The 26,816-nt window shown below is 69.6% G+C and carries 21 protein-coding genes and 3 pseudogenes; 13 read left to right on the top strand and 11 right to left on the bottom strand.

Annotation, left to right across the window (positions count from 1 at the left end):
* Positions 1-61 precede the first annotated feature (61 nt).
* The 3 genes from ACGFR7_RS03620 (at position 62) to ACGFR7_RS03610 (ending at position 2,204) form a co-directional block, all read left to right on the top strand.
* The gene (locus ACGFR7_RS03620) at positions 62-541 is read left to right on the top strand and encodes a transposase (protein WP_393312666.1); all 480 of its coding nucleotides are present in this window, start codon (positions 62-64) and stop codon (positions 539-541) included.
* Positions 484-945, top strand: a complete 462-nt coding sequence (locus ACGFR7_RS03615; protein ID WP_393312664.1) for a MarR family winged helix-turn-helix transcriptional regulator — start codon at positions 484-486, stop codon at positions 943-945. The genes ACGFR7_RS03620 and ACGFR7_RS03615 overlap by 58 nt, the downstream gene beginning before the upstream one ends.
* Before the next feature lie 77 nt (positions 946-1,022).
* The gene (locus ACGFR7_RS03610) at positions 1,023-2,204 is read left to right on the top strand and encodes a multidrug effflux MFS transporter (RefSeq protein WP_393312662.1); all 1,182 of its coding nucleotides are present in this window, start codon (positions 1,023-1,025) and stop codon (positions 2,202-2,204) included.
* 190 nt (positions 2,205-2,394) lie between these two features.
* On the opposite strand, the gene rho is transcribed toward ACGFR7_RS03610, so the two are convergent.
* Complete coding sequence (rho, locus tag ACGFR7_RS03605) at positions 2,395-3,645, bottom strand: transcription termination factor Rho (protein ID WP_393312477.1); 1,251 nt, start codon at positions 3,643-3,645, stop codon at positions 2,395-2,397.
* Positions 3,646-3,975: 330 nt separating this feature from the next.
* Between rho and ACGFR7_RS03600 the strand changes: the two genes are divergently transcribed.
* Positions 3,976-4,707 carry a class I SAM-dependent methyltransferase gene (locus tag ACGFR7_RS03600; RefSeq protein ID WP_393312476.1) on the top strand — a complete coding sequence of 244 codons (732 nt, stop codon included), beginning with the start codon at positions 3,976-3,978 and terminating at the stop codon, positions 4,705-4,707.
* Between the two features lie 171 nt (positions 4,708-4,878).
* On the opposite strand, the gene ACGFR7_RS03595 is transcribed toward ACGFR7_RS03600, so the two are convergent.
* Positions 4,879-5,349 (bottom strand): SRPBCC family protein, encoded by a 471-nt coding sequence (locus ACGFR7_RS03595; protein ID WP_393312474.1) that lies wholly within the window; start codon positions 5,347-5,349, stop codon positions 4,879-4,881.
* The gene (locus ACGFR7_RS03590; RefSeq protein ID WP_393312472.1) at positions 5,346-6,101 is read right to left on the bottom strand and encodes an alpha/beta fold hydrolase; all 756 of its coding nucleotides are present in this window, start codon (positions 6,099-6,101) and stop codon (positions 5,346-5,348) included. Before ACGFR7_RS03590 ends, ACGFR7_RS03595 begins: the two co-directional genes overlap by 4 nt.
* 63 nt (positions 6,102-6,164) lie before the next feature.
* On the opposite strand from ACGFR7_RS03590, the gene ACGFR7_RS03585 reads away from it, so the two are divergent.
* The 3 genes from ACGFR7_RS03585 (at position 6,165) to ACGFR7_RS03575 (ending at position 8,752) form a co-directional block, all read left to right on the top strand.
* The gene (locus ACGFR7_RS03585) at positions 6,165-6,755 is read left to right on the top strand and encodes a TetR/AcrR family transcriptional regulator (protein ID WP_393312470.1); all 591 of its coding nucleotides are present in this window, start codon (positions 6,165-6,167) and stop codon (positions 6,753-6,755) included.
* Between the two features lie 252 nt (positions 6,756-7,007).
* Positions 7,008-7,682 (top strand): hypothetical protein, encoded by a 675-nt coding sequence (locus ACGFR7_RS03580; RefSeq protein WP_393312468.1) that lies wholly within the window; start codon positions 7,008-7,010, stop codon positions 7,680-7,682.
* A gap of 257 nt (positions 7,683-7,939) precedes the next feature.
* Positions 7,940-8,752, top strand: a complete 813-nt coding sequence (locus ACGFR7_RS03575) for an endo alpha-1,4 polygalactosaminidase (RefSeq protein ID WP_393312660.1) — start codon at positions 7,940-7,942, stop codon at positions 8,750-8,752.
* Positions 8,753-8,798: 46 nt separating this feature from the next.
* Here the strand turns inward: ACGFR7_RS03575 and ACGFR7_RS03570 are convergent, their stop codons facing one another.
* The 3 genes from ACGFR7_RS03570 to ACGFR7_RS03560 form a co-directional block, all read right to left on the bottom strand.
* Entirely contained in the window at positions 8,799-9,947 is a 1,149-nt protein-coding gene (locus ACGFR7_RS03570; RefSeq protein WP_393312466.1) for a cytochrome d ubiquinol oxidase subunit II, read from the bottom strand.
* A complete protein-coding gene (locus ACGFR7_RS03565) occupies positions 9,947-11,431 on the bottom strand; it encodes a cytochrome ubiquinol oxidase subunit I (RefSeq protein WP_393312464.1) in 1,485 nt (494 codons plus the stop codon). Before ACGFR7_RS03565 ends, ACGFR7_RS03570 begins: the two co-directional genes overlap by 1 nt.
* Positions 11,432-11,878: 447 nt before the next feature.
* A complete protein-coding gene (locus ACGFR7_RS03560; protein ID WP_350248918.1) occupies positions 11,879-12,217 on the bottom strand; it encodes a hypothetical protein in 339 nt (112 codons plus the stop codon).
* Between the two features lie 438 nt (positions 12,218-12,655).
* Here ACGFR7_RS03560 and ACGFR7_RS03555 point away from each other — a divergent pair, with 438 nt between their 5' ends.
* The 5 genes from ACGFR7_RS03555 (at position 12,656) to sbnA (ending at position 23,605) form a co-directional block, all read left to right on the top strand.
* Complete coding sequence (locus ACGFR7_RS03555; protein ID WP_393312462.1) at positions 12,656-14,251, top strand: PucR family transcriptional regulator; 1,596 nt, start codon at positions 12,656-12,658, stop codon at positions 14,249-14,251.
* 901 nt (positions 14,252-15,152) lie between these two features.
* Positions 15,153-17,711 (top strand): Pls/PosA family non-ribosomal peptide synthetase, encoded by a 2,559-nt coding sequence (locus ACGFR7_RS03550; RefSeq protein WP_393312460.1) that lies wholly within the window; start codon positions 15,153-15,155, stop codon positions 17,709-17,711.
* 5 nt (positions 17,712-17,716) lie between these two features.
* On the top strand, positions 17,717-21,379 hold the full coding sequence (locus tag ACGFR7_RS03545; RefSeq protein WP_393312458.1) for an amino acid adenylation domain-containing protein: 3,663 nt from the start codon (positions 17,717-17,719) through the stop codon (positions 21,377-21,379).
* Positions 21,380-21,411: 32 nt separating this feature from the next.
* The gene (sbnB, locus tag ACGFR7_RS03540; RefSeq protein ID WP_393312456.1) at positions 21,412-22,449 is read left to right on the top strand and encodes a 2,3-diaminopropionate biosynthesis protein SbnB; all 1,038 of its coding nucleotides are present in this window, start codon (positions 21,412-21,414) and stop codon (positions 22,447-22,449) included.
* Between the two features lie 82 nt (positions 22,450-22,531).
* Complete coding sequence (gene sbnA / locus ACGFR7_RS03535; RefSeq protein WP_393312454.1) at positions 22,532-23,605, top strand: 2,3-diaminopropionate biosynthesis protein SbnA; 1,074 nt, start codon at positions 22,532-22,534, stop codon at positions 23,603-23,605.
* Here sbnA and ACGFR7_RS03530 read toward each other — a convergent pair.
* Positions 23,602-23,838, bottom strand: a pseudogene (locus ACGFR7_RS03530) (integrase core domain-containing protein); the annotation flags it as partial. The gene sbnA and the pseudogene ACGFR7_RS03530 overlap by 4 nt on opposite strands.
* A gap of 83 nt (positions 23,839-23,921) precedes the next feature.
* Positions 23,922-24,587 (bottom strand): annotated as a pseudogene (locus tag ACGFR7_RS03525) (IS3 family transposase); the annotation flags it as partial.
* Positions 24,588-24,632: 45 nt separating this feature from the next.
* Between ACGFR7_RS03525 and ACGFR7_RS03520 the strand changes: the two are divergent.
* Positions 24,633-24,872 carry a hypothetical protein gene (locus ACGFR7_RS03520; protein ID WP_393312452.1) on the top strand — a complete coding sequence of 80 codons (240 nt, stop codon included), beginning with the start codon at positions 24,633-24,635 and terminating at the stop codon, positions 24,870-24,872.
* 157 nt (positions 24,873-25,029) lie between these two features.
* Here ACGFR7_RS03520 and ACGFR7_RS03515 read toward each other — a convergent pair whose 3' ends face one another.
* The 3 genes and pseudogenes from ACGFR7_RS03515 to ACGFR7_RS03505 all read right to left on the bottom strand — a co-directional run.
* On the bottom strand, positions 25,030-25,794 hold the full coding sequence (locus ACGFR7_RS03515) for a metallophosphoesterase family protein (protein WP_393312450.1): 765 nt from the start codon (positions 25,792-25,794) through the stop codon (positions 25,030-25,032).
* Positions 25,795-25,868: 74 nt separating this feature from the next.
* A complete protein-coding gene (locus tag ACGFR7_RS03510) occupies positions 25,869-26,351 on the bottom strand; it encodes a hypothetical protein (protein WP_393312448.1) in 483 nt (160 codons plus the stop codon).
* Positions 26,352-26,487: 136 nt separating this feature from the next.
* Positions 26,488-26,742: pseudogene (locus ACGFR7_RS03505) on the bottom strand (hypothetical protein); the annotation flags it as partial.
* Positions 26,743-26,816 lie beyond the last annotated feature (74 nt).

Genomic DNA, 26,816 nt, shown 5'->3' with positions numbered 1-26,816 from the left:
GGACAATTTGAACACACACGTCAGTCGCACCATGCGCGAGCTGATCGCCGCCCGATAATGGCTGACCGTCTACCGGCTGCCGCCATATGCCCCCGAGTTCAACCCCGTCGAGGGCGTATGGTCGCACCTGAAGAGATCGTTGGCCAACCTCACCAAGCACAGCCTCGACCAGGTCACCAAGCTGGTGGAGACCCGGCTCAAACGCATGCGGTACCGCCCCTGCCTCATCGACGGCCTCGCAGCCAGACCGGACTCGACCTCCAATGCTCTGTGCAGCCCAGCAGCGACCGACGTCACGATGACGCATCTGGCGCAACACGTGTCGACGAACCACCCATGTAGGAAACTCACGCTTACTAAAATGACGTTAAGTGCAAGCTTGAAAAGCCAGATACTAAGCGTTAGTTTGGCACTATGGACATGGTTGATGTTCCAGAAGAGACATCGAATGATCTGGTCCTGGCCGAGGCGTTGCGGTGGGGCGTGTCCCGCTTGGCTTCCCGATTGCGCGCCGAGCAGCCGGGAAACAGCCGGTCCCTGACGCGACTGGCCGCATCCGTGCTCGCCAACCTTCGACACAGCGGCCCACTGACTCCGTCGGAACTGGCCGCCATCGAAGGGCTGCAGACCCAGTCACTGACCCGGGTGCTCAACGATTTGGAGGAACAGGGGCGAATTCGCCGGTCGCGGAGCGAGGTGGATGCCCGCCGCCAGAACATCGAGGTCACGGAAGTGGGCCGAGAGGCGCTGCGGGAGCACGTGCGGGATGGTAACGCCTGGCTGGCGGCGGCACTGCGCCAGACGCTGTCACCGGCCGAGCGCGGTGTGCTGCAGATCGCCGCCGGGCTGCTGGAGCAGGTGGCGGAGGCCGAGGAGGCCGTCGATGGGGGTAGGGGGCCGGCGCAGGCGTCAGCGCAGGCCGAGGGGGCGGCCCCGGCGCTATGACTGCACATTCAACCGGTAAGGCATCTGCAGGTCATCAGCGCCCGTCCCCCGAACTTCCCAAAAGGCTCCCGCTGTTGGTGGTTCTGGCCGGTCTGAGCGGCGCAAGCCCGCTGGCCACAGACATGTACGTCCCCGCCCTCCCCGACCTGGCACGCTCCTTGGCAACCGATGCTTCCGGCGCGCAAACGTCACTGACCGGGTTCCTGGCCGGAATCATCGTCGGGCAACTTGTCTTGGGACCCCTCAGTGATGCGGTCGGCCGCCGGCCCGTCCTTATCGGCGGATCCGTGCTGTTCGCCGCCTTCTCCACCGTGTGTGCTCTGGCGCCCACGGTGGAGGTGCTCAACACGGCACGAGTCGGGCAGGGCATCGCGGGAGCGGCCGGGATCGTCGTCTCCCGTGCTGTCGTCGCCGACCTCTTCGACGACCGTGAACTTCCCTCGGTCTTCTCCCGCCTGGGAGCGATCACCGCCACGGCCCCGGTCCTAGCACCATTGGCGGGAGGCGCTCTGCTGCTGGCGGTGTCCTGGCGCTACGTCTTCGCCGTCCTCGCCCTCATGGGCTTGCTCCTGTCGCTGGGCGTATGGCGCTGGATTCCCGAGTCCCACCCGCCCCACCGCCGCCTCACCGGAGGGATGGCCGCCAGCCTGCGCGCCATCGGAGAGGTCGCCGCACAGCGCGCCATCCTCACACCGGTGCTGGCCCTCGCCTGCGGCGGAGCCGCCGTCTTCGCTTATATCGCCGGAACCACCTTCGTCTTCCAGGACATCTACCGTCTCTCCCCAGTTCTTTCCAGCCTCGTCTACGGCGTCAACGCCGTCGGCAACATGGCAGGAAGCCTGACCTACGGCCATCTGGCCAAACGTCGGGCCCCCGAGGCCCTCCTCATCATCAGCGGCGCGCTGTCGACAACAGGGGCGGCAGCACTACTCCTCATTCAGGCGACCACTGGCAGCACCACGCTGCTGACCTGGCTATGCCTGTTGATCACTATCAGCGCATTCGGCATCTTCTTCCCAGCCGTGATCACCGTCGCTCAGAGCCGCGGACGCACTGCCCCGGGAGCCACCTCCGCTCTCCTGGGCGGAGGCCAGTTCCTCTTCGGCGCGGCCGCCTCCCCCCTGGTCGGGCTTTTCGGTACTCAGAGCCCCGCGCCTATGGCAGCCGTGATGACCAGCTGTCTCGCCCTGGGAACCCTGGCCGCGATCGCCACCAAATGTGCACATGGACCCCGCGGGTCGCTACCCCAAGGGTACTGATCACGGCGGGGACAGCAGCGAGTCCTGTGAAACAACGCGGAGCCGAGGAGCCCCAAGAAAATGGCTAGACGGTAACGCCAGCCCTTGAAGGTCTCTAGAGGCAGCCGCCCGCTTACCCCGTCATCGATATCCAAGATCGGAGTGACAGAACCTAGTCATCACGGTCATCACGGTCACCCGGTCATCACGGTCATCCGCCCGGAACGGTGTGCCGGACCTGTCGCAGAAAGGTCGCGTTGTCGGGCGTACGCCGGACCTTTTCGAGCAGGGACTCCGTGTTCGCCTGGCCGTCTCCGGCCCGTAGGGCGCGCCGCAGTCGGCGAATGGCCGTCAACTCGGCTTCCGGGAGCAGCAGTTCCTCGCGCCGGGTGCCGGAGGCAGTGACATTGACCGCGGGATAGAGCCGCTTGCCCGCGAGTGCACGGTCCAGACGGAGTTCCATGTTCCCGGTGCTCTTCAGTTCCTCGAAGAAGTAATCGTCGGCCCGGGAACCGGTCTCCACCAGGGCCGTGGCAAGGATGGTCAGCGAGCCGCCTTCCTCCGCGAGCCGTGCCGCGCCGAAGAGCCTCTTGGGGCCGTGCAGCGCGGCGGCGTCGACGCCTCCGCTCAGGGTGCGGCCGCCCGAAGCGGCCGCGTTGTTGTGTGCCCGGCACAGGCGGGTGAGGGAGTCGAAGAGGATGACGACGTCCTGTCCGTGCTCGACGAGTCGTTTGGCGCGTTCCACGGCCAGTTCGGCGAGGGCGATGTGCTCCTTCGCCGGCCGGTCGAAGGTGGAGGCGAGCACCTCTCCGCGCACCGAGCGTCGCATATCGGTGACCTCCTCGGGTCGTTCGTCGATGAGCACGACCATCAGCCGGGATGCGGGGTAGTTCTCGGCGACAGCGGCGGCGAGTTGTTGCAGCAGCACCGTCTTGCCCGTCTTCGGGGGTGCCACGATCAGGCCCCGTTGGCCCTTGCCGACCGGTGCGATCAGATCGACGATGCGCGGCGCCAGCGCGCCGGTCGCACTCTCCAGGCGCATGCGGTGGCGCGGGTGCAGTGGCGTGAGGTCACGGAAATGCGGCCGCCCGCGCACGGCCTCCGGCCTGTGCCCATTCACCGACTCGATCCGTGCGAGCAACCGCGGTCGCGTGCACGTCCCTACGACGGAATCCCCTGGGCGCAGACCCGCCTTACGGATCAGCGCGGCGGGCACCCGGACATCGCCGGACGAGGCAAGACAGCCTTTTGCGCGGAGAAAACCGGCTTCTTGCCGGTCGTTCGTGAAATCCAGGATCCCGGCTGCCGGTACCTCGGATTTCTCGGAGTCCACGGCCCAGTCCGCGGCCGCGGACTGGTCAACGATGCGGGAAGCAGAAGGGGAAGCGGAGGGAGAAGGGGAAGGGGAAGCAGGAAAAGTGGCTGTGGCGGGTCGCCTGCTGACATGGGTACCAGTGGTCATGAGGGTAGGTCCTCTCAGGAGGTTCGTCTGCGGGCCGACGGGAGGGAATCCGGCAGGTGAGGGCGGTGAGTTCACGCCCTGCCGGAGGTCGGAACGGCCCGCGACCGGAAGAAAAGGTGATGCCGCATCGCCGGGCTGTGCATATCGAGTATCCGGTGCCTGTTGGATCGCCGGTCGAGAAGGACGGGCGCAACAGCGATGCGCAAGCGAAGGAAAAGAACTGACGTACGGGCGCCGGAAGGGCGGCAAGCACACATACGTTCCGTTTGGACGGTACCACATCACGCGGCCGATGCGACCCAGGTGCGGACGAGTTCTATGCTGAGGGCGATGTTCGCACCTCAAGGTCCCACCTTTCGTGAACTCGCCGTGCAGGCGCTGTCCTCCGTCGAGCGCGGCTATGACCTGCTCGCGCCGACGTTCGACCACACGCCGTTCCGGACCCCGGACGCGATCTTGACGCCCGTGTCTCGGGCGCTGCAGAGACTGGGGCCGTTCGACAGCGGTCTCGACCTGTGCTGCGGCACCGGCGCGGGCATGGACGTACTGCGGCAGAACTGCCGGGAGCGGGTCACCGGAGTCGACCTCAGCGCGGGAATGCTCTCCCAGGGGCGCGCCCGTGAGCGCCCGGTCGCGGACGCACCACGCACCACATGGGTGCGCGCGGACGCACGGGCGCTCCCCTTCGGACCGGTCTTCGACCTCGTGGTGAGCTTCGGTGCGTTCGGGCATTTTCTGTCCCGGGAACGGCCGGGGCTGTTCGCGCAGGTGCACTCCGTGCTGCGCCCCGGTGGCCGGTTCGTCTTCCCGATCGGGGCTCCGGCACGGCCGGGGTCGCCCGGCTACTGGGCGCTGCTGGCTTTCGACACGGCGATGCGGGTCCGCAACGCCCTGTGGCGGCCGCGCTTCGTCATGTACTACCGGACCTTCCGGCTCGCCGAGGTGCGGGCCGAGCTGACCCGGGCCGGATTTGATGTGCAGCTGCACGCCCTGCCGGAGCTCGGCCGACGCCCCGACGGCAGCCCACGGTGCCGGCTGGTGGTGGCCACCCGGGCCACCTGAGGGAGGGACGGGCTCGCCGTCACCAGCGGAGAGCCGGGAAGACAGGCCCGGGGCCGTGGCCGGCGTTCATGGGTGCGGGCCACGGGCGGCGTGGGGGCGAGCTGCCCGGTCACCTCACCGTTTGTTGGTACGGCGCGCGTCGATGTGCCGGGCCCGCCCTCCCTGAGCGGTTCAAGGGGCCGTCCGGCACGCGGCGGACAGCCGGCGGAGGGTTATCCGCATGCCGGCGCGGTTGTGTGCGGCGCGCCGGGCCGGCGGAGTCCCGGTGAAGACGAGGCCCAGCATCTCGGCGGCCCAACGGCGCCATCCGTGGCGGCGGCGGTCGATCCAGTATTCGGTGACCAGCGTGCCGTACTCCGTCGGGGTCAGGCGGTAGCCCCAACGCGCCACCGGCAGGCCGAACGTGGTGTTGTCGAAGGCGAACTCCCGGCCGGGATCGGCGATGACGATCCGGCAGGTGGCGAACCAGATCCAGCAGGCCTTCCGGTTGACCCCCACGAAGCGTTCCCCGCGGGGCCACACCCAGATGACCTCGGGGCTCCACTCCTTCATCCGCCGGATGTCCGCCAGGGCCGCATAGACGGCGTGCGGCGGGAGGGGGATTTCCAGGGATTCCTCCAGGCTCCATGTGCGGGCGGTCACCGCACTCCCTCCGGCGTCGAGAAGCCGTGGCCCCGGGCCGCGACGACCGTGGCGGCATCGCGGATATGGCGGATGAGGTCCGCCGTGTCGGTGAGACTGGTGAGGTGTCCGCACTCCGGCCGGATGATGAGACGACCGTCGCGGCAGGAGCGGAGAAAGAGGCGTTCATGGCGGCGGAAGCGGTCGCGCCCGCCGTTCACCAGCCAGACCGGGCCCGGATACGCGGAGAGCAACGCCGGCGGGCCCATGTCGGCCACGGCCTTGATGATGCTCGGTGTGATCGCGCAGCTCAGGCCGCCGGAGACCATGGCCCGCGCTTGAGGAGGGGGCAGGGTGCGGCGGAACGCCAACCTGCTGAGCCGGTCGGCCTGTTGGGGGTGCCGGGCCGCGAGCCGTGCCGCTCCCCGGTAGACGGCGCCGAACACACCGCGCGGGAGCGCCGTACAGCCCATCGCGACCGTGCCGAGGACACGGTCGGGGTGGGCTGCGGCGGTGGCGATCGCGACATGGCCGCCCAGGGACAGGCCGACGAGCATGGCCCGGCCGACGAGTGCGTCCACGGCTTCGGTCACCGCCGCCACGGCGCCGGGGATGCTGAACGGCTCGCCCTGCCGGTCCCCGTGACCGGGCAGGTCGGGCGCAGCCGTGGGATGACGGTTACCGATGGCACGGATGACGGGGCGCCACCTCGTGCCGCTCAGCCGCATGCCGTGCACAAAGACGAGAGGCAGACCGGCTTCCTTGGATTCCATGCCCGGCACGCTACCTAAAATGCAACGCAACGTTGCGTTGTTTTTTGCTGCTACTCTCCCGTCATGAGCGAGGAGCGGAACGGGACACGGCGCGGCGGCGGCCCACGGAAAGCGCAGGAGATCTTCGACGCCACACTGGATCTGCTGGCGGAAAAGGGCTACGAGGGACTGACCATCGAGGGAGTCGCCCAGCGATCCGGCGTCAACAAGACCACGCTCTATCGGTGGTGGCCCTCCAAGGGAGCCCTCCTCGGCGCCGCACTCATCGGCGCACGCCAACTGGAGCTCACACCTCCCGACACCGGCAGCCTGGAAGGGGACCTGGAGGCCCTTCTGAGTACGATGGCGACCCTCCTCACCGCGCGGCCGGCCTCCGACATCGCCATCGCCGTGCTGGGCGCCGTCACCCACAGCCGCGAACTCGCCTCGCACGTCAAGGACTTCTTCGCGGACCGGATCGCCCGCGAGCAGGCTGTCTTCGACCGGGCCGTCGCGCGGGGCGAAATCCCGGCGGACACCGATCCCATGCTGCTGATGGACCTGCTGGCCGGGGCCGCGTGGGTGCGTGTCGTACTGCGGCGGCTTCCGCTCGAGAAGGATTTCGTGGCGCGGACCGTGCGCACCGTTCTCCATGGGGCGCGCGGCGCCGGTTGAGGCGGAGGCGGCCTCCTGCGGCCGGGGCGGCAGAGGAGCCTTCCGTCGAGCGGAGGTGACCCTTCCGCCGAGCGGGAGGTGATGCTGCCTCCGTTTCAGTCCGCTGTAAAGGGTCTGTTTCACTATCAACTACAACTTTGCCAACTCTTGGTGTAGTTGTCACAGATTTCACACCAGTCTCATACGCAACAGCGACGCATCCCCCACATGGACTCGTCGCATCCACAAGGCTGGGCGAGAGGCAACAGCACGATGACAAAGAGCAGAACGATTCGCCACGGAAGCCGGCTGCTGGCACTGTCCACGGCGTCCCTGGGTCTGGTCGCGGCCATGGCCATACCGGCTGCCGCGGACGACGGCCCCACCCCGGAGCAGCTCAAGGCCGACTGCGCTTCCGGTGAAGGCAAGTGCAGCTTCAACGAGCCGACTCTCGGCAAGGCGTACCTCGGGGACTTCCGCCGGGTCTCCAACTCCCTCTACAACTGCAGCACTTCGGATGCCACCCAGTCGATGGGCTGGTCGGACACGGTGGGTTCCACGGACTCCGCCGGCGTCTCCGTCACCGCGGGCGGAAACATCGCCGGCATCATCGATCTGAGTGTGACCGCGACCTACAGCCACACCTGGTCGAGCTCGCACACCGAGAACAGCTCCCTGAACATGACGGTGAAGCCCGGCGAGGTGGGCTGGATCTCCCGCGCCCAGGTCACGCAGACCGTCTCCGGCACCTGGCAGACGCACTACGACAGCCCGAAGTGGGGTCACTACTTCTGGTACGTGCCGGACACGATCACCGGGCCCGCGCCCAACGGAACGGACGGGCAGAACAACGCGGTGACCGTCAAGACGCGCACGATGACCACAGCGGAGAAGAACTCCTGCTCCGCCGACGCGCAGAAGGGCAAGGCGTTCGTGGTCAAGCGCTGAGCTGACCGCGACGGCGCCGCACGGTTGCACCGGGGGGGGCTGCCCCGCGCCTTCGGGCGGGGGACGGACGACCGCAGCCGTCGGCCACCGTGCCTCCCGGCTCGTCCCCACGGGCCGGGAGGCACACTTTTCCCGGAACCGCCCCGGTGCGAGGTGTTCCTGAGGACGGCGGCGACTGCGCTGCGCGCGCCACCCGTCCGTAGGCTCCGGCTGTGCACTCTTCACGTCCCCTCGCCGTCGGCGCCTTCGTCCTGGTCATGGCGCTCAGCACGGCGTGCTCCACCGCCCGCGCTCCACACGCCGCCGGCTCCAGGACACCGCCGCCGTCCAGCGGCGCGGCGGTCCCGTCCGCGGTGCGGCCACCGACGGCGAACGCCGCCTTCGACTACCAGCTCGGCGGCGCCTATCCCCCGCCCGCCGGGTCCCGGGCCGTCTCCCGCGACCGCACGGCCGAGCCGGCCCCCGGTCTCTACAACATCTGCTACGTCAACGCCTTCCAGGCACAGCCCGACGCGACCGGCCTCTGGAAGGACCGCCACCCCGAGCTGCTGTTGCGGGACCGGGACGGAAAGCCCGTCATCGACAAGGACTGGGACGAGCCTCTGCTCGACATCTCCACCGGCACCAAACGACGGGCCCTGATGGACATCGTCGGTCCCTGGATCGACGGTTGCGCCCAAGCCGGTTTCGATGCCGTGGAACCCGACAACCTCGACTCCTACGAGCGGTCCGGCGGCAGGCTCACCGCCGGACATGCCGCGGCCTTCGCCCAGCTCCTGGCCCGCCGCGCCCACCAGCAGCATCTGGCCATCGCCCAGAAGAACACCACCGACCTGCTGCCGCAACGCCGCCGCATCGGCTTCGACTTCGCCGTCGTCGAGGAGTGCGCCCGCTACCACGAGTGCACCGAGTTCGCCGCGGCCTATGCCGACAAGATCTTCGTCATCGAATACGAGCCGGAGGACTTCACCGCGGCCTGCCGCGCCTGGGGGAAGACGCTCTCCCTCGCCCTGCGCGATCGCGATGTCCGCCCCGCCGGCGCAGAGGGCCACGTCGCGGAGCGCTGCTGACGGCGTGCCGTGCGACGGCATCGCCCATGTGGGCGGCGCCGGTGTCTCAGTTGCGCTCGGTCGGTTCGCCGCGGCCCGGACCGGACGGCTTGTCGCGGAGCGGACCGGGCGGGTCGTCGCGGAGCGGACCGGGCGGGTCGTCGCGGAGCGGACCGGGCGGGTCGTCGCGGCCCGGCCGGGTTCGTTGCAGGTCGGCGCCGGAGAGCGGTTCCAGCTCGCCGTGGGTGTCCAGCCAGTACAGGAACGCCACGGCCGGGCAGACGAGCACCACGGCCACGAGGGTGACCAGGCCTACCCACCGCAGGCTGCTGGGAGCACCCGCGCCCTCGGCCACGGTCAGCGAAGTGGGGATGAGATAGGGGCGTTGGGCGGCTCCCCAGGCGATGACCGCCGCGGCGACGACGCCGACGGCGGTGAGCCGGGACCAGGCTCCGGACCGGCGCAGCAGGAGCCACCCGGTGGCGAGGGAACATACTCCGGCCAGGATGACGAGGCCCAGGCCGACGCCGTGGGTGAGTCCGTGCCAGACGTGCGGGGCGTCGCTCCGGGTGACGGTCAGCATGATCGCCGCGAGTACGGCGAGCGCGACGACGCTGCACAGCGCCCGCCGCCGGAAGTAGCCGACGAGGTCGGGTGCTTCTATGCGGGCGGCGTCGGCGGCGAGGAACACGGCGCCGAGAAAGGCCGTCGCCACGATGGCGATCAGTCCGAAGAGGATGGAGGTCGGGTTGGCCCAGGCATGAGCCGACGCCTCCGTTCCCGGTACAGCCCGTCCCGAGGCGATACCGCCGACGGCCGCGCCGAGGAAGAACGGGGTGAGCAACGAGGAGAGGGCGAAGACCGCACCGTAGAGGCGTCGCCCCGCGATGCGGTGGACGGGCTTGCGCAGCGCGAAGCCGGCACCGCGCAGGACCAGGCCGATGGCGGACAGGGCCAAGGGGAGCCACATCGCGGAGAACACGGTCTGGAAGAGGACCGGGAACCCGGTCCACATGATGACGAAGACGAAGACGAGCCAGACGTTGTTGACCTCCCACACGGGGGCCATCGCATGGTCGATGAGCCACCGCGGCCGCTTGCCGCGCTCCGCTCCGCCGGCGGTCAGGTCCCAGAACCCGGCTCCGTAGTCGGTGCCGCCGGCGCAGGCGTAGGCGGCCACGGCGAGCAGCATCACCACGGCGATCACGGCGGCCATCACGGCCGGCCGTCCTCGGCCGGTTCCGGCCCCGTTGCGCCGGACTTCGGTGGACCACCGGCCGCCACCGGAGCGCGCGGCCCGTAGGGAGTGTCCGTCTCGGGTCCCTCGTGCCGCTCCCCCGCCGCCGGTCGCGCGTCGGCAAGCCGCCAGCCTGTTCGCATCTTGAGCAGCACGGCGAGCAGCGAGCCGAAGATGAACACATACACCACCATCACCAGGCCGAGCATGATCCACAGACTGGTGGACCGGGTCGCCGTCACCGCCTCGCCGATCCGCATGTGCTGGTAGACGATCCAGGGTTGGCGTCCCACTTCGGCGGTGACCCAGCCGCATTCGACGGCGACGACGGAGGCGGCACCCGCGCACGCCGCACCGCGGAAGAACCACGGCGAGCGGGGCAGCCGGTGGCGCCGCAGTCGGCACCAGCCGTACCAGAGGGCGAGGAGAAGCAGCAGCGAGCCGATCACGACCATGAGGTCGAAGGCGCCGTGGGCAATGGTGGCCTGGGCCGCCGTCGGCCGGTCGCTCGCCGGGACGGAGGTCAGTCCGGTCACCTTGGTCCCGGGTGTGAACCCGGCCAGCACGGAGTCGAGTTGGGGGATCTTGATACCGCCGGAAACGGTGCCGTCGGGGTGCAGACGGCCGAAAATGTACTCCGGTACGTGGGTGCCGGTCCGCCAGACGATCTCCGTCGCGGCGAACTTCACCGGCTGCTCATGGAAGACCGACCGGGCGATGGAGTCGCCGAGCAGCATCTGCACCGGGGTGAACACCGCGGCGAGGGTGAAGGGAACGGTGAAGCCGAGCCGGTGATAGCGGTCGCGGCGGCCGCGCAGCCAGCCGGCGGCGTAGACGCCGGCGACGACGTAGCCGGCGGTGACCAGCATCGCCACGACGAAGTGCCAGTACTGGGGCCCGAACATGGGGGTGAAGATCGCCGACCAGATGTGAACGTCCACCGGCTTGCCGTCCGCATCGAGGGTGAAGCCGCGGGGTGTGTTCATCCACGAGTTGGCCGCCAGGATTCCGAACGCGCCGAGCAGCGCGGCAGCGGGAAGGGGAAGGCCCAGCAGGAAGTGGGTGCGGGGCTTCAGCCTCCGCCAGCCGTAGAGGTAGATGGCGATGAGCACCGCTTCGAGGAAGAACGCCCAGGCCTCGACGCCGAATCCGATGCCGAAGACGCCGCCCCAGGTGCCCATCAGGCCGGGCCACAGCAGCCCGAACTCGAAGGAAAGCACGGTGCCGGTGACGACACCGACCGCGAACTGCACCGCCATGACCGCCGACCAGCGTCGGGCGAGGAGCAGTGCCACGGGGTCGTTCCGGCGGAGGCCGCGGTGGTGCATCACCAGGGTGATCAGCGGCAGCGCCACGCCGAGCGGCACCAGGATGATGTGGGAAGCCAGGGTGAACGCCATCAGCTGCCTGGCCGGAAGCAGTTGGGCCGGAGCGTCCGCCAGCAGTGTGACCGTGGTGTGCATGCCTCCGTGCCTTTGCTGCTCGGGACGTTCGGGAGCGGGCCGCCTCGGGGTCGTCGGCGGGTGGGGCGCGCCCCCGGCCCGGTCCGCCGGGCGGGACGTCCCGTGCCTGCACCGGCCTCGGCTCTCGTGCCGCGGCGGTGGAGTTCACGATGGCCTGCCTCCTCGGTGCTCGGCCCCGTCCCGCGGGCTCGGCGCCGGTCGCGCCCGGCTCGGCCCCGTCCCGCCGGCTCAGCGCCGGTCGCGCCCGGCTCGCCACAGAAGCACCGACGGGCCCGGGCAGCACGCACCGCGGCCCCGCTTTGAGCCGTTGGGCCGATGATCTTCGCTCGGACGGCCCAGCCGGGGCACGGAGAAGGGCAGGGGGTCCGGCAGTTCAGGACTGCCGCACCCCCTGCCCCAGGGGACCCGGACCCTTCTCTTCGCCGCCCTCCTCAGTGCGGCGTCGCGCTACGCCGTCTCATGAGCGGTGGTGCCGTTGATCTTCTCTATCGCTTGGCGAGCCTGCTCCTGAGGGGAACGGGACGGCAGGGGCGACACCGTGGTGGATGCCACGGCGGGCTGCGCCCGCTCCTGTGTCACGGTCTTGGCATGGGTGGCCGGCGGGCGGATGCGCAGCCGCTGGCTGGCTGCCTCGTCCAGGGTCACCGGGCGCTTCCAACGGGCAGCCAGCCGGGCGGCGTCCTGACCGAGCGCGGCAACGTCCTCCCACTGCAGACGAATCACCAGGGATACCTCGGCGTCTCCCTCCGGCAGGGCCTGGAGCTGCGGGATACCAGGGTCAGTCATGATGCCCTCCTCACATCGCGGACCGGTGCCCCACGGGGCACGGATATGAAGAGATACGGAGCGGCCGCCGCGGCCGTTCAATTCCCGCCACCGGAAGGTGATTTCCGTGGAGTCCTCCTGATGTCCGTGGGTGACGACGCTTGGTGACCACGCCGACCGCCGGCGTCGGCCGACCGCGCAGGCCAACAGTGCCGGCCGATCGCCGCACACCGGCCGCTGCACACCGGCCGCCGCACACCGGCCGTTAGCCGGCCATGACCGTCGGTTCCGAGCGGGAACCGCAGGTGCGGTGGTGCGAGAGCCCGGCTGCCCGGACCGGTGCCGGTGCCGGTGGCTCCTTGCGCGACCCCCTGGTCCGCTCGGGAGAGGCCGCTTGCGGAGGTGCGGATTCCGTGGTGCACGATGGGGGGCGGAACGGTGAGCGGGTGATGACCGGTGATGAGTCTGCAACGGCTTCTCGGGTCCGTCGGGCCGGCCGTGCTGTCGGGAGTGTGCGCCCCCGGAGGCACCGCGGTCCCGGTGGGCGATGTGGTGATCGCCGAGCCGGACGGCGGTTTCGATCTGCGCCCGGGTGACCTCGTCCTCGGAGTGAATCTCACGGATCGCTCGCAGGCCCTGCGGCTGCTGTCGTCGTGCGCCGCACGGTCGGCCGGCGCCCTGCTGCTCAAGGCCCCGGCGGCGGTCGACGAAACGGTGGTCACGGCCGCCGGCGCCGCGGGACTGCCCCTGATACAGGTCGAGCAGCAGGCGGGCTGGGCCCAGGTGGTGTCCCTGCTGCGCGCGGTGCTCGACAGCGAGGGTTGCGGGGACTCCGGCACGGGGGCGGTCGGCGCCGAGGCGGGCGATCTCTTCGGACTGGCCGACGCCATCGCCGCCGTGATCGACGCGCCGGTCACCATCGAGGACCGCAGCTCACGTGTCCTTGCCTACTCCGCCCGGCAGGAGCGCGGCGACGAGGCGCGGGTCGCGACGATCATGGGACGCCACGTCCCTGACGAGGTGAACGCCCACTTCCGGCGGCACGGCGTCTTTCACCGGATCGCCCAGGACACCGAGCCGTTCTATGTACCCGCGGTGGTGGAAGGAACCAAGCCCCGGCTGGTGGTACCGGTGCACGCCGGCGGGGATGTGCTCGGCTCGATCTGGGCGATCGTGCCGGGACCGGTTCCTGCCGACCGGGCCGAGGCGTTCGCCGACACCGCGGCGGTGGCCGCCCTCCATTTGCTGCGCCGGCGGGCGGGCGCGGATGTGGAGCGCCTCGTCCTGACGGACATGGTCGCCACGGTGCTGCACGGTCAGGAGGGATCGGCGGACGCGGCGCGGCGTCTGGGACTCACCGCCGGCCCCTGGCGGGTGATCGCCGTGGGGGTGCGCTGCGAGGACGACGGCGAGGCGGAGCGACAGCGACTGACGGTATGGGAGCGTATGTCCCGGTTCCGCGGGTCTCGCCTCCGCTCCCCCGCGGCAGTCGTCGGCGGGGTGGTGTACGGGATCGTTCCGGCGGAGATGGCCACCTGGCCCACCGACGGGGGGCCGGCTTGGCTGGAGACGCTCTGCGGGCCCACCGGGCAGCCCGCCCCTCTGGTAGCGGTCGGCGGACTGGCGGCGTCGGTCCCCGGGCTCGCGCGCTCGCGTGAGCAGGCCGACGACACTCTCGACCTGCTCCGGACGGGTTTGATCAAGAGCGCCCAGGCCGTCCACGACGAGGTGTGGGCCACGGTCGTGCTCCGCCATGTCGCACGCTCCGCCGCGGCGGCACGGATCACCGGCATCGGTCCGCTGCAGCAACTGGTGGACCATGACGAGGCGTACGGCACGAGTGGTGTGCCGACGCTTCACGCCTGGCTGCAGGAGATGGGCGACCCACGGGCCGCCGCGGCCCGCCTGCACATCCACCCCAACACCCTGCGGCACCGGATGCGCCGCCTCCAGGACGTCGTGGCGCTGCCGCTGGACGACCCCCAGGTCCGTACCGCGCTGCTGCTCCAGCTCACCGCCCGCCACTACGGCGGGGAGTCCGGCGCGGAGGCCTGAGGACCACTCGGGCTGAGCGGCGCCGACGCCGGTGCAGACATACGTGCCTGCATGCGTGCCTGTATACGTGCCTGTATACGTGCGTGCGTGTGCTTCCATACGTGCTCCTACGTGCCGTCACGGCCTGCTTTCTGCCGTGACGGCACGACGTAGCCGACTCACAGCAAGCCGGCTCGTCTCGGTCTCCCCGACGATCGCCACCGGTATCCCGTATGAGCGAATGTCCGGACCCTTCACTCTGCGACCAGGGTCTCCAATGCATCGCCTATGCATCGCCTGTGCACCGCTTTTCTCGGCATGCATAGCCTCCTCGTCGTTTTTCCGCAACGAGTGATAGGGAAGCTTTCCCGGGCGGCATCGCATGCGTCACGCGCCATACGTTCCGCTCCACCCATTCCGTTCCCATTCCGTTACATATCCGGGCTCGCTGTACATCAAGTTATTGCCCACACATCCGCAATGCACCTCGCGGTCCCCCGCCGAAATGCGGGTCAGATCCTTTTGAGGAGCCGTGGACGTGGGCGTACTTGGGGGTGCAGGGATCGCACCCCCATACCCCCGTTCGAGTGAAACAAGCCGGTCACGGGCTCACAGCCTTCCGGCCGGAAAGGGGCACGCATACCGGTTTCCGATAGGCGGCCGCTTATATGCGAAAGTTTTTCCAAAATGTCCCCAACCGATTCCCACGCTAACATCGAGCAAAGGTTGTGCTGTCTGACCGTCTCTCTCGTGTCGAGCGCAGGCGATAAGCGGGACTGGCTTCCCGCTGGCGGCCCCGCCGCCCGTGCCGACACCTCACCCACCGCTCGGTTCGCCCCCTCGGGCCTGCGCCGGAACAAGCAAAGGCGCCCGGTGCCAGGGCACTGAACGACGGCGGCCGGAACTTCCCCAGGGAGCTCACATGGCGGGAAAGTCGTTTGAAGCGTTGCCTCCCGATCTGGGGGAACCCCCCACGGTCCTGGGCGGGGTTGCCACCCCGCCCGCCGATGTCGAGAGGGTTCTCGCCGCGGTACTGGCTGACGTCGTGCGCGTCGCTGAGGTATCGGTCGACAGCCACTTCTTCGACGATCTGGGCGCCGACTCGATGGTGATGGCCCAGTTCTGCGCCCGGGTCAGGAAGCATGCGGACCTGCCCTCGGTATCGATGAAGGACGTCTACCGGAACCCGACGATCCGGAGCCTGGCGACGGCGCTCGCGACCTCAGCGCCCGCTGTCTCCGCTACCCCCGGTGCCCCCACGGCCCCCGCTGCCCGCGCCGAGTCGCCGGCTCCCTCGCCGGTGGCGGTGGCTCCGACGGGCACGCCGCGATACGTCCTGTGCGGAGCGCTGCAGCTGCTGGCCTTCCTCGGGTACTCCTGCCTCGTCACCTACGTCGCCGCCCGGGGCTACGCGTGGATCTCCGCCGGGTCCGGCGTGTTCGACGCCTACCTGCGCGCGGTGCTGTTCGGCGCGGCGGGCTTCGTATGTCTGTCCGCCCTTCCGGTCCTGCTGAAGTGGATACTCATCGGCCGGTGGAAGCCCCGTCAGATCCGTGTCTGGAGCCTGGCGTACGTCCGCTTCTGGATGGTCAAGACGCTGATCCGTTCCGATCCCCTGGTCCTGTTCGCCGGGTCGCCGCTCTATGCGCTCTATCTCAAGGCGCTGGGCGCGAGGATCGGGCGACGCGTCGTGATCCTCTCCAGGAACGTTCCCGTGTGCACGGACCTGCTCGCGGTGGGCGACGGCGCACTGATACGCAAGGACTCGTACTTCAACGGCTACCGGGCCCACGCCGGCCTGATCCAGACCGGCACGGTCACCCTGGGGAAGGACGCGGTCGTCAGTGAGGCCACCGTGCTCGACATCGACACCTCGCTGGGCGACGCGGCCCAGCTCGGCCACGCCTCCTCGCTGCACAGCGGGCAGGCGGTGCCCGAGGGCGAGCACTGGCACGGGTCGCCGGCGCAGCGGACCGATGCGGACTACCTGGTGGTGGACGCGGCCGAGTGCGGTGCCACGAGAAGGCTGTTCCACAGCGTCCTGCAACTGCTGACGGTGCTGCTGGTGTACGTGCCGCTGGCGATCGGCGCCGTGGACATCCTGCTCGCCGCGGCCCCGCAGCTGGCCGCGGCCCTGGAGCCGGGGCCGTCGGCGCTCACGAGCTGGACGTTCTACGGTGACGCCCTGGCGTTCTCGCTCGTCGTCTTCTTCGGTGCCCTACCGCTCGGTCTTCTCCTGCTGACCACGGTCCCGCGCCTGCTGAACCGGACCATCACACCGGGCAAGGTCTATCCCCTGTACGGCTTCCACTACGGGGTGCACCGGGCGATCACGTTCATGACCAACAGGAGGTCGCTGATGCGGCTGTTCGGCGACAGCTCCTGCATCGTCCACTACCTGCGGTGCCTGGGGTACGACCTGTCGCGGATCGAGCAGACCGGGTCGAACTTCGGCACGGAGGTGAAGCACGAGACCCCGTACCTGAGTTCCGTCGGCAGCGGCACGATGGTCGCCGACGGGCTGTCGATCAACAACGCGGACTTCTCCAGCACCTCGTTCCGTGTCTCCCGGACGTCGATCGGCGCGCACAACTTCCTCGGGAACCGGATCGCCTACCCCTCGCGGGGCAGGACGGGCGACAACTGTCTGCTCGCGACGAAGGTCATGGTCCCCGTCGACGGGAAGGTCCGGGAGGGTGTGGGGCTGCTGGGCTCGCCCAGCTTCGAGATTCCGCGGTCGGTCCAGCGCGACAGCAGCTTCGACGGGCTGAAGAGCGAGGAGCAGCTGCGCCGCCGGCTGCCCGCCAAGAACCGGCACAATGCCGCCACCATGGCCTGGTACGTGCTGGTCCGGTGGATCTACTTCTTCCTGGTGACACTGCTCGTCTCGGCCGCCGCCGACCTCTACGCCCCGTTCGGTGCGGCGGCGCTGGCGCTGGCCAACGTACTCGTCGTGCTGTTCACCGCCGTGTACTACGTGCTGGTCGAACGTGCCGTCACGGCCTGCCACCCCACGGACCCGTTGTTCTGCTCGATCTACGACCTCCGGTTCTGGCGGCGTGAGCGCTACTGGAAGGTGCCGTCGGAGACGTACCTGCGGATGTTCGACGGGACCCCGTTCAAGAGCGTGGTCTGGCGGATGCTGGGTGTCCGGATCGGCAGCAGGGTCTTCGACGACGGCTGTTATCTGACCGAGCGGACGATGGTCACCATCGGGGACGGCTGCACGCTCAACGCGGGGAGTGTCGTCCAGTGCCACTCGCAGGAGGACGGCACCTTCAAGTCCGACCGCAGCACGATCGGCGCCGGCTGCACTCTCGGCGTCGGCTCCTTCGTGCACTACGGCGTGGCGATCGGCGACGGCGCAGTGCTCGCGCCCGACTCGTTCCTCATGAAGGGCGAAGTCCTCCCGCAACACGCCTGGTGGGGAGGAAATCCGGCCCGGCAGATCCGCCGGGGCGACGGCGGGGAATGGAGGTAGCTCCGATGGCAACGCCTCTGACGAACGACATGGATTTCCGGCGCGATGAGCCCGCCGCCGGCGGGTTCGCCACGGTCCCGCGGTGGACCCGCACGCCGGTTCCGGGCACCGCGGCGCACGAGTCGGTGATACCCGGCCACCTGCTGCCGGAGCTGGATGGGCGGGCGCAGGAGTGGGGCGTCACGCTGCGCTCGGTGCTGTTGGCCGCGCACGCCAAGGTTCTCGGTGCGCTGTCCGGTGAGCGGACGGTGGCGACCGGCTACGTCGCGGCGGAGGGCGGCAGTCCGTTGCCCTGCCGGCTGACGACTGCGGCCGCGTCATGGCGGATGCTGGTGCGCGACGTACATGAGGCCGCGTCTCAGCTGCCGGCGCGCGAAGGCGCTCCGGCCCAGGGCCCCGGGGGAACGCCGGACCGGTCCCTTCCGCCGCCCGAGACGGTGTTCGATCCGACCGGTGGCAGCGGAACGGGCGGTGGAGCGGGTGAGGGCTCCGTGCTGCGGGTGGAGGTGGTGATGTGCCCGGACGGCCGGCACCTGCTGCGGCTGCGCTACCGGACCGATGTGCTCGACGAAGCGTGTGCCGCCAGGATCGCCGGCTACCACGTCACCGCGCTCGCGCTGATCGCCGCCGATCCGGACGCGGAGCACGGCCGGCAGAGTCTGCTGTCCGCCGAGGAACGTCACCTCCAGCTCGAAGGGCTCGCCGGGCCGCGGCGGGCGCTGCCGGACCACCGGTTCCACGAGCTGTTCGAGCAGCGGGTGCGGGCACACCCGGACACCCTCGCGGCCGTGCACGGCGACCGGCGATGGACCTACCAGGAGCTCAACACCCGTGCCAACCGGCTGGCCCACACGCTGCTGGCACGAGGGCTGCGCCGGGAAGACGTGGTCGCGGTGGTGACCGAACGCAATCTGGACTGGCTGGCCGCTGTCCTCGCGGTCTTCAAGGCCGGAGGCGCGTACCTGCCCATCGAGCCGCACTTCCCCGCCGACCGCATGGCCACCATGCTCTCCCGTGCCTCGTGCGGGCTGGTGCTGACCGAACCCGGCAGCGCCGCTCCCCTCGACCACGCCCTGGCGTCGCTGCCCGGAATCCAGCGGCTCTTCATCGACGCGGCGTGCGAGGAGAGCGGCGACGACGGCGACCCCCGCGTCCCCGTCGCCCCGGACGGCCTCGCCTACGTCATCTTCACCTCCGGTTCCACCGGGGAGCCCAAGGGGGCGATGTGTGAGCACGAGGGGATGCTCAACCACCTGTACGCCAAGATCGACGACTTGGGGATCGCCGAGGGGCAGGTCGTCGCCCAGACCGCGCCGCAGTGCTTCGACATCTCCCTGTGGCAACTGCTCTCCGCGCTGCTGGCCGGCGGGCGGGTCCTGCTGGTCGAGCAGGAGGCCGTCCTGGACGTACGGCGATTCCTCGACACGATCGCGGACGGCGGCGTCAACGTGCTCCAGGTGGTGCCGTCCTACCTCGATGTGGTCCTGTCCTTCCTGGAACAGCACCCCCGTGAACTCCCCTCCCTGCGGTGCGTGTCGGTGACGGGCGAGGCCCTGAGGAAGGAGCTCGTCCAGCGCTGGTTCGCGGCGGCGCCCCGGATCGCTCTGGTCAATGCCTACGGTTTGACCGAGACCTCCGACGACACCAACCACGAGGTCATGGACCGGGTGCCGGACGGCGAACGGATCCCGCTCGGCCGCCCCGTCAACAATGTGCACATCTACCTCGTCGACGAGTACCTGTCGCCGGTGCCGCTCGGCGCCCCCGGGGAGATCGTCTTCTCCGGCGTCTGTGTCGGTCGCGGGTACGTCAACGATCCCGAGCGCACCCGGCCGGCGTTCACGGCGGATCCGCACCGCGCCGGCAGGCGGCTCTACCGGTCCGGCGACTACGGCCGGTGGTCGCCGGAGGGAAAACTGGAGTTCCTCGGGCGCCAGGACGCCCAGGTCAAGATCCGCGGCTTCCGGATCGAGATGGGCGAGATCGAGAACGCCCTGCTCAGGGTGCCCGGAGTCCGCGACGGTGCCGTCGTGGTCTCGCCCCCGGGCGGCCGGGCTCAGCGGCTGGTGGCCTTCTACTCCGGTCCGCGCCCGCTGGACGCGGCCGCACTGCAGGAGCAGCTGAGCCGGTCCCTGCCCGCATACATGGTTCCGTCGGCCTTCCACTGGCGTGAGAGCCTTCCGCTGACGGCCAACGGAAAGACCGACAAGAAGGCGCTGGCCGCACTCGCCGAGGAGGGCGGCGCCGAGGGAGAAGGCGGCGCCACCGAGGACGGCGGCGCCCGGGACGGCCGCCACCCGCCCGCCACACCGGCCGAAGAGCGGCTTGCCGCCGCATGGGCCAAGGCGCTGGGCATCCCGGAGGACCGGATCGGAGGCCGGGACAACTTCTTCGACCTCGGCGGCACCTCACTGTCGGCCGTACGCGTCGCGATCTGCCTGGATCGCGTGGTCTCGCCCAAGGACCTCCTGCAGCACCCGGTCCTCGCCGACCTGGCCCAACTGGTCGAGAGCCGTTCCACGGCCGGCTCCGAGCCGCCGCGGGCGCTGCCGGAGCCCGGGCGGGGCGGCACGGTGCAGGGCCACACCGCGGCCCAGGGACACACCACGACGGTGCCGGACACCGCCCCGCCGCCCGCTGGAGCAGAGCGAAAGGACACCACGATGGCACCCTCACTTCCGACCTCGCTGCCGGACCTGGACTCGGCATCCGGCCGGACTCCGATGCTGCAGCTCAACACCACTGCCGACGCGGCGAGCTGGGCGGCCGAGCACCGGGACGCGGTGCGCGCCGCGGTCCTCGAACACGGTGCGGTCCTCGTACGTGGCCTGGAGCTTCGGCACGCCGCCGAGGTGGGCGCGGTCGTGCAACGGCTGGGCCTCGCTCCGGTGACGGAGAAGGAAGCCTTCGCCCCCCGGCAGACCTACTCCGAGGGCGTCTACTCCTCCTCCAAGTGGCCACCGAACCAGCCGATGTGCATGCACCACGAGTTGAGCTACAGGCTCGAATTCCCCGGCCTGATGCTGTTCGCCTGCCTCGGTGCACCGGCTGAGGGCGGCGTAACCGGGGTCGCGGACTCCACGGCGGTGCTCGACGCGCTACCGCCCGAGCTGACCGAGCGGTTCGAGCGGGAGGGCTGGCTGCTCACCCGCAGCTACCACGACGAGATCGGGGCCTCCTTGCCGGAGGCGTTCGGCACCGACGACCGGAGCGCCATCGAGAGTTACTGCCGCGCCCACGCGATCGAGTGCGCGTGGCAGCCCGACGGCGGACTGCGCACACGACAGCGCCGCAGCGCCGTGGTGCGGCACCCGGTCAGCGGGCGGCGCTGCTGGTTCAACCAGATCGCGTTCCTCAACGAGTGGACGATGGCCCCCGAGGTCCGCGAGTACCTGATCGACGAGTACGGCGCCGACGGGCTGCCGTTCAACACCCGCTACGGCAACGGCGACCCCCTCACCGAGGACACCGTCCAGTTGCTCAACAAGGTCTACGAAGCGCACACCGTGCGCCGGCCCTGGCAGGCCGGTGACCTGCTCCTCGTCGACAACGTCCGTACCGCGCACAGCAGGGAGCCCTTCGAGGGGCCGAGAGAGGTGGTGGTGGCGATGGCCGATCCGCTGCGCCTGGCCGACTGCTCACCGACCGTCGAGGTGACCACCTCGTGAACACCATCCGCTCCAGTGCAACGGAGTCCGCCATGACGAAACCGCCGCTCACCGTGCCCCCGTTCGCGGTGATCTCAGGAGTGCAGGTCCAGACCGCTCTGCAGGGACGGGAGAAGCACCTCGTGGAGGTGGTCGAGGACACCTACCGGCTGCACGGCGCCGGTGCCTCGGTGAACCCTCCGTCCTCCTTCCTCCGGTTCCCCGACCGCCGGTCCTCGCGGATGATCGCGCTGCCCGCCTCGATCGGCGGAGAGGCGCAGGTGGACGGGCTGAAGTGGATCTCCAGCTTCCCGGAGAACGTGGCGTCCGACATTCCCAGGGCCTCCGCCGTGCTGATCCTCAACGACCCCGCCACCGGCTACCCGTTCGCCTGCCTCGAGAGCTCGATCATCAGCGCCACCAGAACGGCCGCGTCGGCGGCATCGGCGGCCGACTGGCTCAGCCGCGGCCGCCCACGCCCGCTGCGCGTCGGGTTCTTCGGGGCGGGCCTGATCGCCCGCTACATCCATACGTTCCTGGAAGGCACCGGCTGGTCGTTCGACGAGATCGGCGTGCACGACCTGTCCGCCGACAGCGCCGCCGGCTTCCGCCTCTACCTGGAACAGACCGGCACCGCCGGCCGGATCACCGTGCACCACAGCGCCGAGGAACTGATCCGCCTCAGCGATCTGGTGGTCTTCGCCACCGTCGCAGGTCAGCCGCACGTCCACGACCCCTCGTGGTTCGCCCACAACCCGGTGGTCCTGCATGTGTCGCTGCGCGACCTCGCGCCGCAGATCCTGCTGGCCTCGACGAATATCGTCGATGACGTCGAGCACTGCCTCACTGCCGACACCTCCCCGCATCTGGCCGAACAGCTGACGGGCAACCGGGACTTCCTGCACGGCACGTTGGACGACGTGATGAACGGGCGGGTGACGGTGCCGGCGGACCGGCCCGCGGTCTTCTCACCGTTCGGCCTCGGCGTGCTCGATCTCGCGGTCGGCAAGTACGTCTACGACGAGGTGGTCCGCTCCGGCCGACTGCAGGTCGTCGACAACTTCTTCCATGAACTGCGCCGGTACGGATGAGACCGGCACCGACGCAATGAGGAGCCCGCCCTAGTCGGATGGATATTCCGAAGGTGCTCTGCCTCCAGAGGAGGGACCCATCATGCCAGTCATATCTGTTCCCTACGCCTTCAACGAGGAAGAACTCTACGTCGACCTCGAGGCGATCTTCGGGCAGTCCCTGTTCCTCAAGTGCGAGGGCCTCAACTTCGCCGGCTCGATCAAGCTGAAGGCCGCCACCGAGATGGTGGAGGCGGCCGAGCGGGAGGGCGCCCTGACTCCCGAATCGGTCCTGGTCGAGTCCTCGTCAGGAAACCTCGGCGTGGCACTGAGCATGATCGCGGCGAGCAAGGGCTACCGGTTTCTGTGCGTGACGGACTCCCGCTGCAATCTGTCGACCAGGCTGATGATGGAGGCCTTGGGCAGCCAGGTGCACGTCATCGCCTCAGATGAGTCCGGCAACGGCTTCCTCGGCGCACGGCTCGACTACGTCCGCGATCTGTGCGCCTCCGACGACCGCTGGGTGTGGCTCAGCCAGTACACCAATCCGGGTAACTGGCAGGCGCACTACCGCACGACGGCACCGGCGATCGCCCGCTGGTTTCCCCATCTGGATGTGCTGTTCATCGGGGCAGGCACCACCGGAACCCTGATGGGCTGCGCGCGCTACTTCCGGCAGTGGCACCGGCCGGTGCAGATCGTCGCGGTGGACAGTGTCGGTTCGGTGACCTTCGGCGGTGCGCCGGGACGCCGTATGATCCCCGGTCTGGGCATGAGCGTCCCTCCCCCGCTGCTCGACGAGTCCTTCGTGGACGAGGCGGTACGCGTGGCGGAGGCGGACACCGTGCGTGCCTGCCACCAACTGGCCCGGCACGGTTTCCTCTTCGGCGGCTCGACCGGCACGGTCGTCAGCGGCGCGATGGACTGGCTGTCCCGGCACGACACGCGCGGGCTCACCGCGGTGGCCATCGCCCCGGACCTCGGCGAGCGCTACCTCGACACCATCTACCAGGCCAACTGGGTACAGGACCTGTACGGCGAGGACATGCTCGGCTCCGACGGTGCCTCCGGCGAAGCCGCCCCGGCCGAACCCCAGGAGATCCGTCCCGCACCGCCGAGGCGCGGAGAGGACCCGTATCCGCGCCACCAGCGCAAGGAGCAGGCGGGCGACGTCTAGGTGTGCTGTCCGGAGAGGTTGGTGACGCGGCTGGCTGGGGTGTGGCCGCTGATTCCGGTGTGGGGTCGGTGGTAGTTGTACCAGTCCAGCCAGTCGGGGAAGGCTGCCTGGCGTTCGGCGTCTGAGGTGTAGGGCTGGTGGTAGGCCCATTCGTCGAGCAGGGTGCGGTGGAAGCGTTCGACTTTGCCGTGGGTCTGCGGGCGCCAGGGCCGTGTCCCTCGTGGGCTGATGCCCAGGTCGTGGCAGGTCTGGCGCCAGGTGTTCTTGCTGTAGGCCCAGGCGTTGGGGCTTGACCCGGGATCGTGGACACCGGTTGTCATGCGGCGGTGGTCAGGGTAGCTGATCGTTGCTCGAAGGCTGTGGGGCTGATCTGGCCGATGCTGGAGTGCCTTCTTCTGGTGTTGTAGCGGGTCGCCCATCGGAAGACCGCGAGACGGGCTTCACGGGCCCCTGACCAGCGTTTTCTGCCCTTGAGCGTCTCGCGCTTCATGGTCGCGTTGAACGATTCGGCGGCGGCGTTGTCCGCGCTCGTGCACACTGCGCCGCGCGATCTGATCACATCAAGCTCCGCGCAGACCTGCGCGAACTCCTTCGAGGCGTACTGGGCTCCGTTGTCGCTGTGGAAGATCGCCCCGCGCAGGCCGCCGGCGCCCCGGGTGGCGGCTGCGGCCTTGAGAGCATCGGTGACCAGCCCGGTGCGCATGTGATCGGCGATCGACCAGCCCGCCAGACGTTTCGAGGACAGGTCCAACACCGTTGCCAGGTAAAGAAATTGGCCGTTGCCAACGGGGAGGTAGGTTATGTCGCCCACGTACTTCGTGTCCGGTTCCGTCGCGGTGACGTCGCGCCGCAGCCGGTCCGGCACCGGCGTCGCCGACGGCTCCGGGACGGTGGTGCGGACCTTCTTACGCAGGTGAAAGCCGACGATCCCGCGGGCACGCATGACCCGCGCGACGCGTTTGTGGTTGACCTGCACTCCGGCAGGCTCGTCCGGCGCCGCAGCCTGCTCGTCGACAGGCTGCGCGCCGTGGGCCTGCACGTGCCCGAGAGCCACACCAACTTCGTGTGGCTCGGCCTCGGCGAGCACACCGCGGCGTTCGCCGACGCCTGCCGGGAGGCGGGAGTGCGGGTCAAGGCGTTCCCCGGCGAGGGGGCGCGGATCACGGTGGGTGAGCCGGAGGCCGTCGAGCTGGTGATCGCTGTCGCGTCCCGGGTGCCGGGTGCCGCTCACGAGCGCACATCGTGCCGCAGCCCGCAGGAGCGATAACGACCAGTCAGGGTTTGGCCTCCATCATCCGCAGCAATGACGTTCCCGGTCAGGCCGTTCCCGTCTCGTGGTGATGGCCACGGATCAGGTGGCCAACCGGCTCGAAGGGAACGCGTAACCGACGGTCAGTGCCGCCCACCGTGCCGGTGACGTTAGGTCAGGAGTCGACCCGACCATCCCGGGGGCCGAACGTGCGGACCGCCTCGGCGTCCGTGGTGACTGCTCGGATGTAGTGCTCGGCCCAGGCGCGGCAGTCGTGGTAGCCCGACTCCCTGGTCACCCGATCCACGGCTCCGTCGACGTCGAATGGGGTGTGCCGCAACTGCACCTGCCCGCTGTGCAGCAGGGCCCAGGAGCTGCCGGCCCTGCCGTACGGCATGCCGATGCTGCCGGAGTTGACGACAAGGCGCTCGTCGACGAGGCGCATGAAGGGCATGTGGGTGTGCCCGCACACCATGGTCCCTACGTCGTCGTGCAGTTCGGCGAAGACCTCTGCCCAGCGGTCCAGGCGTGTGTCGACGAGGACGACCTCGTCGTCGTCGCGCGGTGTCCCGTGGCAGAAGACCACCTTGCCGAAGCCGTCGACCTCCATGGTCACGGGGTGGGGGAGCTCCGCCAGGAACTTCACGTCTTCCTCCCGCAGCTGCTCGGCGGCCCACAGGTCGACTTCCCACGCCTGGTCGGCCGGGAACTCGCCCCGCGCCATCTCGGCGAGCTCCCGGTCGGCGTTGCCGCGGACCAGGACCGCTTTTTCGCCGAGCGCGCGCAGCCGGTCCAGCACCTCGACCGGCTGCGGACCGGCCGCGTGGTCACCGGTGACGACGATCAGGTCGGCCGCCATGACATCGGGCTCGTCCAGTACCGCCTCCAGGGCCGGCAGCACACCGTGGATATCGGACAGGACAGCGACACTTGGGACCATCGGGTGACCTCTCGCAGACATCGGGTATTCGGGCGGCCGCCGGCCATTCGCCCGAGCCGGCGACTACGGGGATCTTAGGGCTGCGCCTCGGCCACCTGCAGCCGGAAACGGGACAGTACTTCAGCCATACGTTCCTGCACGACGCCTGAATTCTCTCCCTCGACGTGCACGTGGCCGCTGGAGGCGTTGGAGGCCCGCGGCGGGTCGAGCCGGTCGCCCACCGCGGCGGTGAGCGCGCCGGAGACCACGCCGAGCAGGGCCGTCAGTTCCGCCAGGGACGAGATGTCCGAGATGATGCCACGGCGGGCCGGCAGCAGCAGATGGCCCACCGAACAGTCGCGGGTGTACGTCAGTGCCGGACGGCGGTCCACATACACGTCCGCCACCGCGGCCAGCATGTCGAATCCGCGGGAAAGTCCGTGGCTGGTGGGCAATTCGGCACCGCCGAGGCGCGCCGCTATTTCTCCCATGACGAACGATCCGTCGTGGCCGGTGAAGAACTCGGCGTGCAGATAACCGGCGCGGAAATCGAGTACGTCGGCAATGCGCTGGGCCACTGCGCGTCCGTCGACCGGTTCCGGCTCCGACGGGGCCAGCGTGATGTCGGCGTTCGTCGCCCCGTCCAGGGTGTCCAGCAGGGGTGCCGGGTTGACCGCGATGTAGGCGTCCCGCCTGGCCCTCGTGCACCAGCGCGCACAGCTGGTGCTCGGTGCCCCGTACGTACTCCTCGGCGATCCACCGCTGGTCCGGGCGGCTCCTCAGCGCCAGGTCCACCGCGGCCAGCCGGTCGGTGTCCACCTTCCAGGTGTCCACCGCCGAGCCGGAGACAGCAGGCTTGACGACGATGGGCCACCCGGACCGGTCGGCGAACTCCTTCACCTCCGTGGCCGAGGTGACCGCGCGAAACCGTGCTGCCGGCAGGCCTGCGGCGGAGAACAGTTCCTTCATGGCGAGCTTGTCGGTGGCCAGCCGCACCTGGCGGGGGGACAGGTGCGGAAGCCCGGCGGCGGCCGCGAACCGGT

The sequence above is a fragment of the Streptomyces sp. NPDC048516 genome, from assembly GCF_043199875.1.
Lineage (GTDB): Bacteria > Actinomycetota > Actinomycetes > Streptomycetales > Streptomycetaceae > Streptomyces.
This window is presented reverse-complemented; position numbering and strand designations above follow the sequence as displayed.

Bases quoted from the DNA above. Each gene is read 5' to 3' on its own strand.
- rho (WP_393312477.1), bottom strand. From the start codon at position 3,645: ATGACCACTGGTACCCATGTCAGCAGGCGACCCGCCACAGCCACTTTT.
- ACGFR7_RS03600 (WP_393312476.1), top strand. From the start codon at position 3,976: ATGTTCGCACCTCAAGGTCCCACCTTTCGTGAACTCGCCGTGCAGGCG.
- ACGFR7_RS03590 (WP_393312472.1), bottom strand. From the start codon at position 6,101: ATGGAATCCAAGGAAGCCGGTCTGCCTCTCGTCTTTGTGCACGGCATG.
- ACGFR7_RS03585 (WP_393312470.1), top strand. From the start codon at position 6,165: ATGAGCGAGGAGCGGAACGGGACACGGCGCGGCGGCGGCCCACGGAAA.
- ACGFR7_RS03580 (WP_393312468.1), top strand. From the start codon at position 7,008: ATGACAAAGAGCAGAACGATTCGCCACGGAAGCCGGCTGCTGGCACTG.
- ACGFR7_RS03575 (WP_393312660.1), top strand. From the start codon at position 7,940: ATGGCGCTCAGCACGGCGTGCTCCACCGCCCGCGCTCCACACGCCGCC.
- ACGFR7_RS03570 (WP_393312466.1), bottom strand. From the start codon at position 9,947: ATGGCCGCCGTGATCGCCGTGGTGATGCTGCTCGCCGTGGCCGCCTAC.
- ACGFR7_RS03565 (WP_393312464.1), bottom strand. From the start codon at position 11,431: ATGCACACCACGGTCACACTGCTGGCGGACGCTCCGGCCCAACTGCTT.
- ACGFR7_RS03560 (WP_350248918.1), bottom strand. From the start codon at position 12,217: ATGACTGACCCTGGTATCCCGCAGCTCCAGGCCCTGCCGGAGGGAGAC.
- ACGFR7_RS03555 (WP_393312462.1), top strand. From the start codon at position 12,656: ATGAGTCTGCAACGGCTTCTCGGGTCCGTCGGGCCGGCCGTGCTGTCG.
- ACGFR7_RS03550 (WP_393312460.1), top strand. From the start codon at position 15,153: ATGGCGGGAAAGTCGTTTGAAGCGTTGCCTCCCGATCTGGGGGAACCC.
- ACGFR7_RS03545 (WP_393312458.1), top strand. From the start codon at position 17,717: ATGGCAACGCCTCTGACGAACGACATGGATTTCCGGCGCGATGAGCCC.
- sbnB (WP_393312456.1), top strand. From the start codon at position 21,412: ATGACGAAACCGCCGCTCACCGTGCCCCCGTTCGCGGTGATCTCAGGA.
- sbnA (WP_393312454.1), top strand. From the start codon at position 22,532: ATGCCAGTCATATCTGTTCCCTACGCCTTCAACGAGGAAGAACTCTAC.
- ACGFR7_RS03515 (WP_393312450.1), bottom strand. From the start codon at position 25,794: ATGGTCCCAAGTGTCGCTGTCCTGTCCGATATCCACGGTGTGCTGCCG.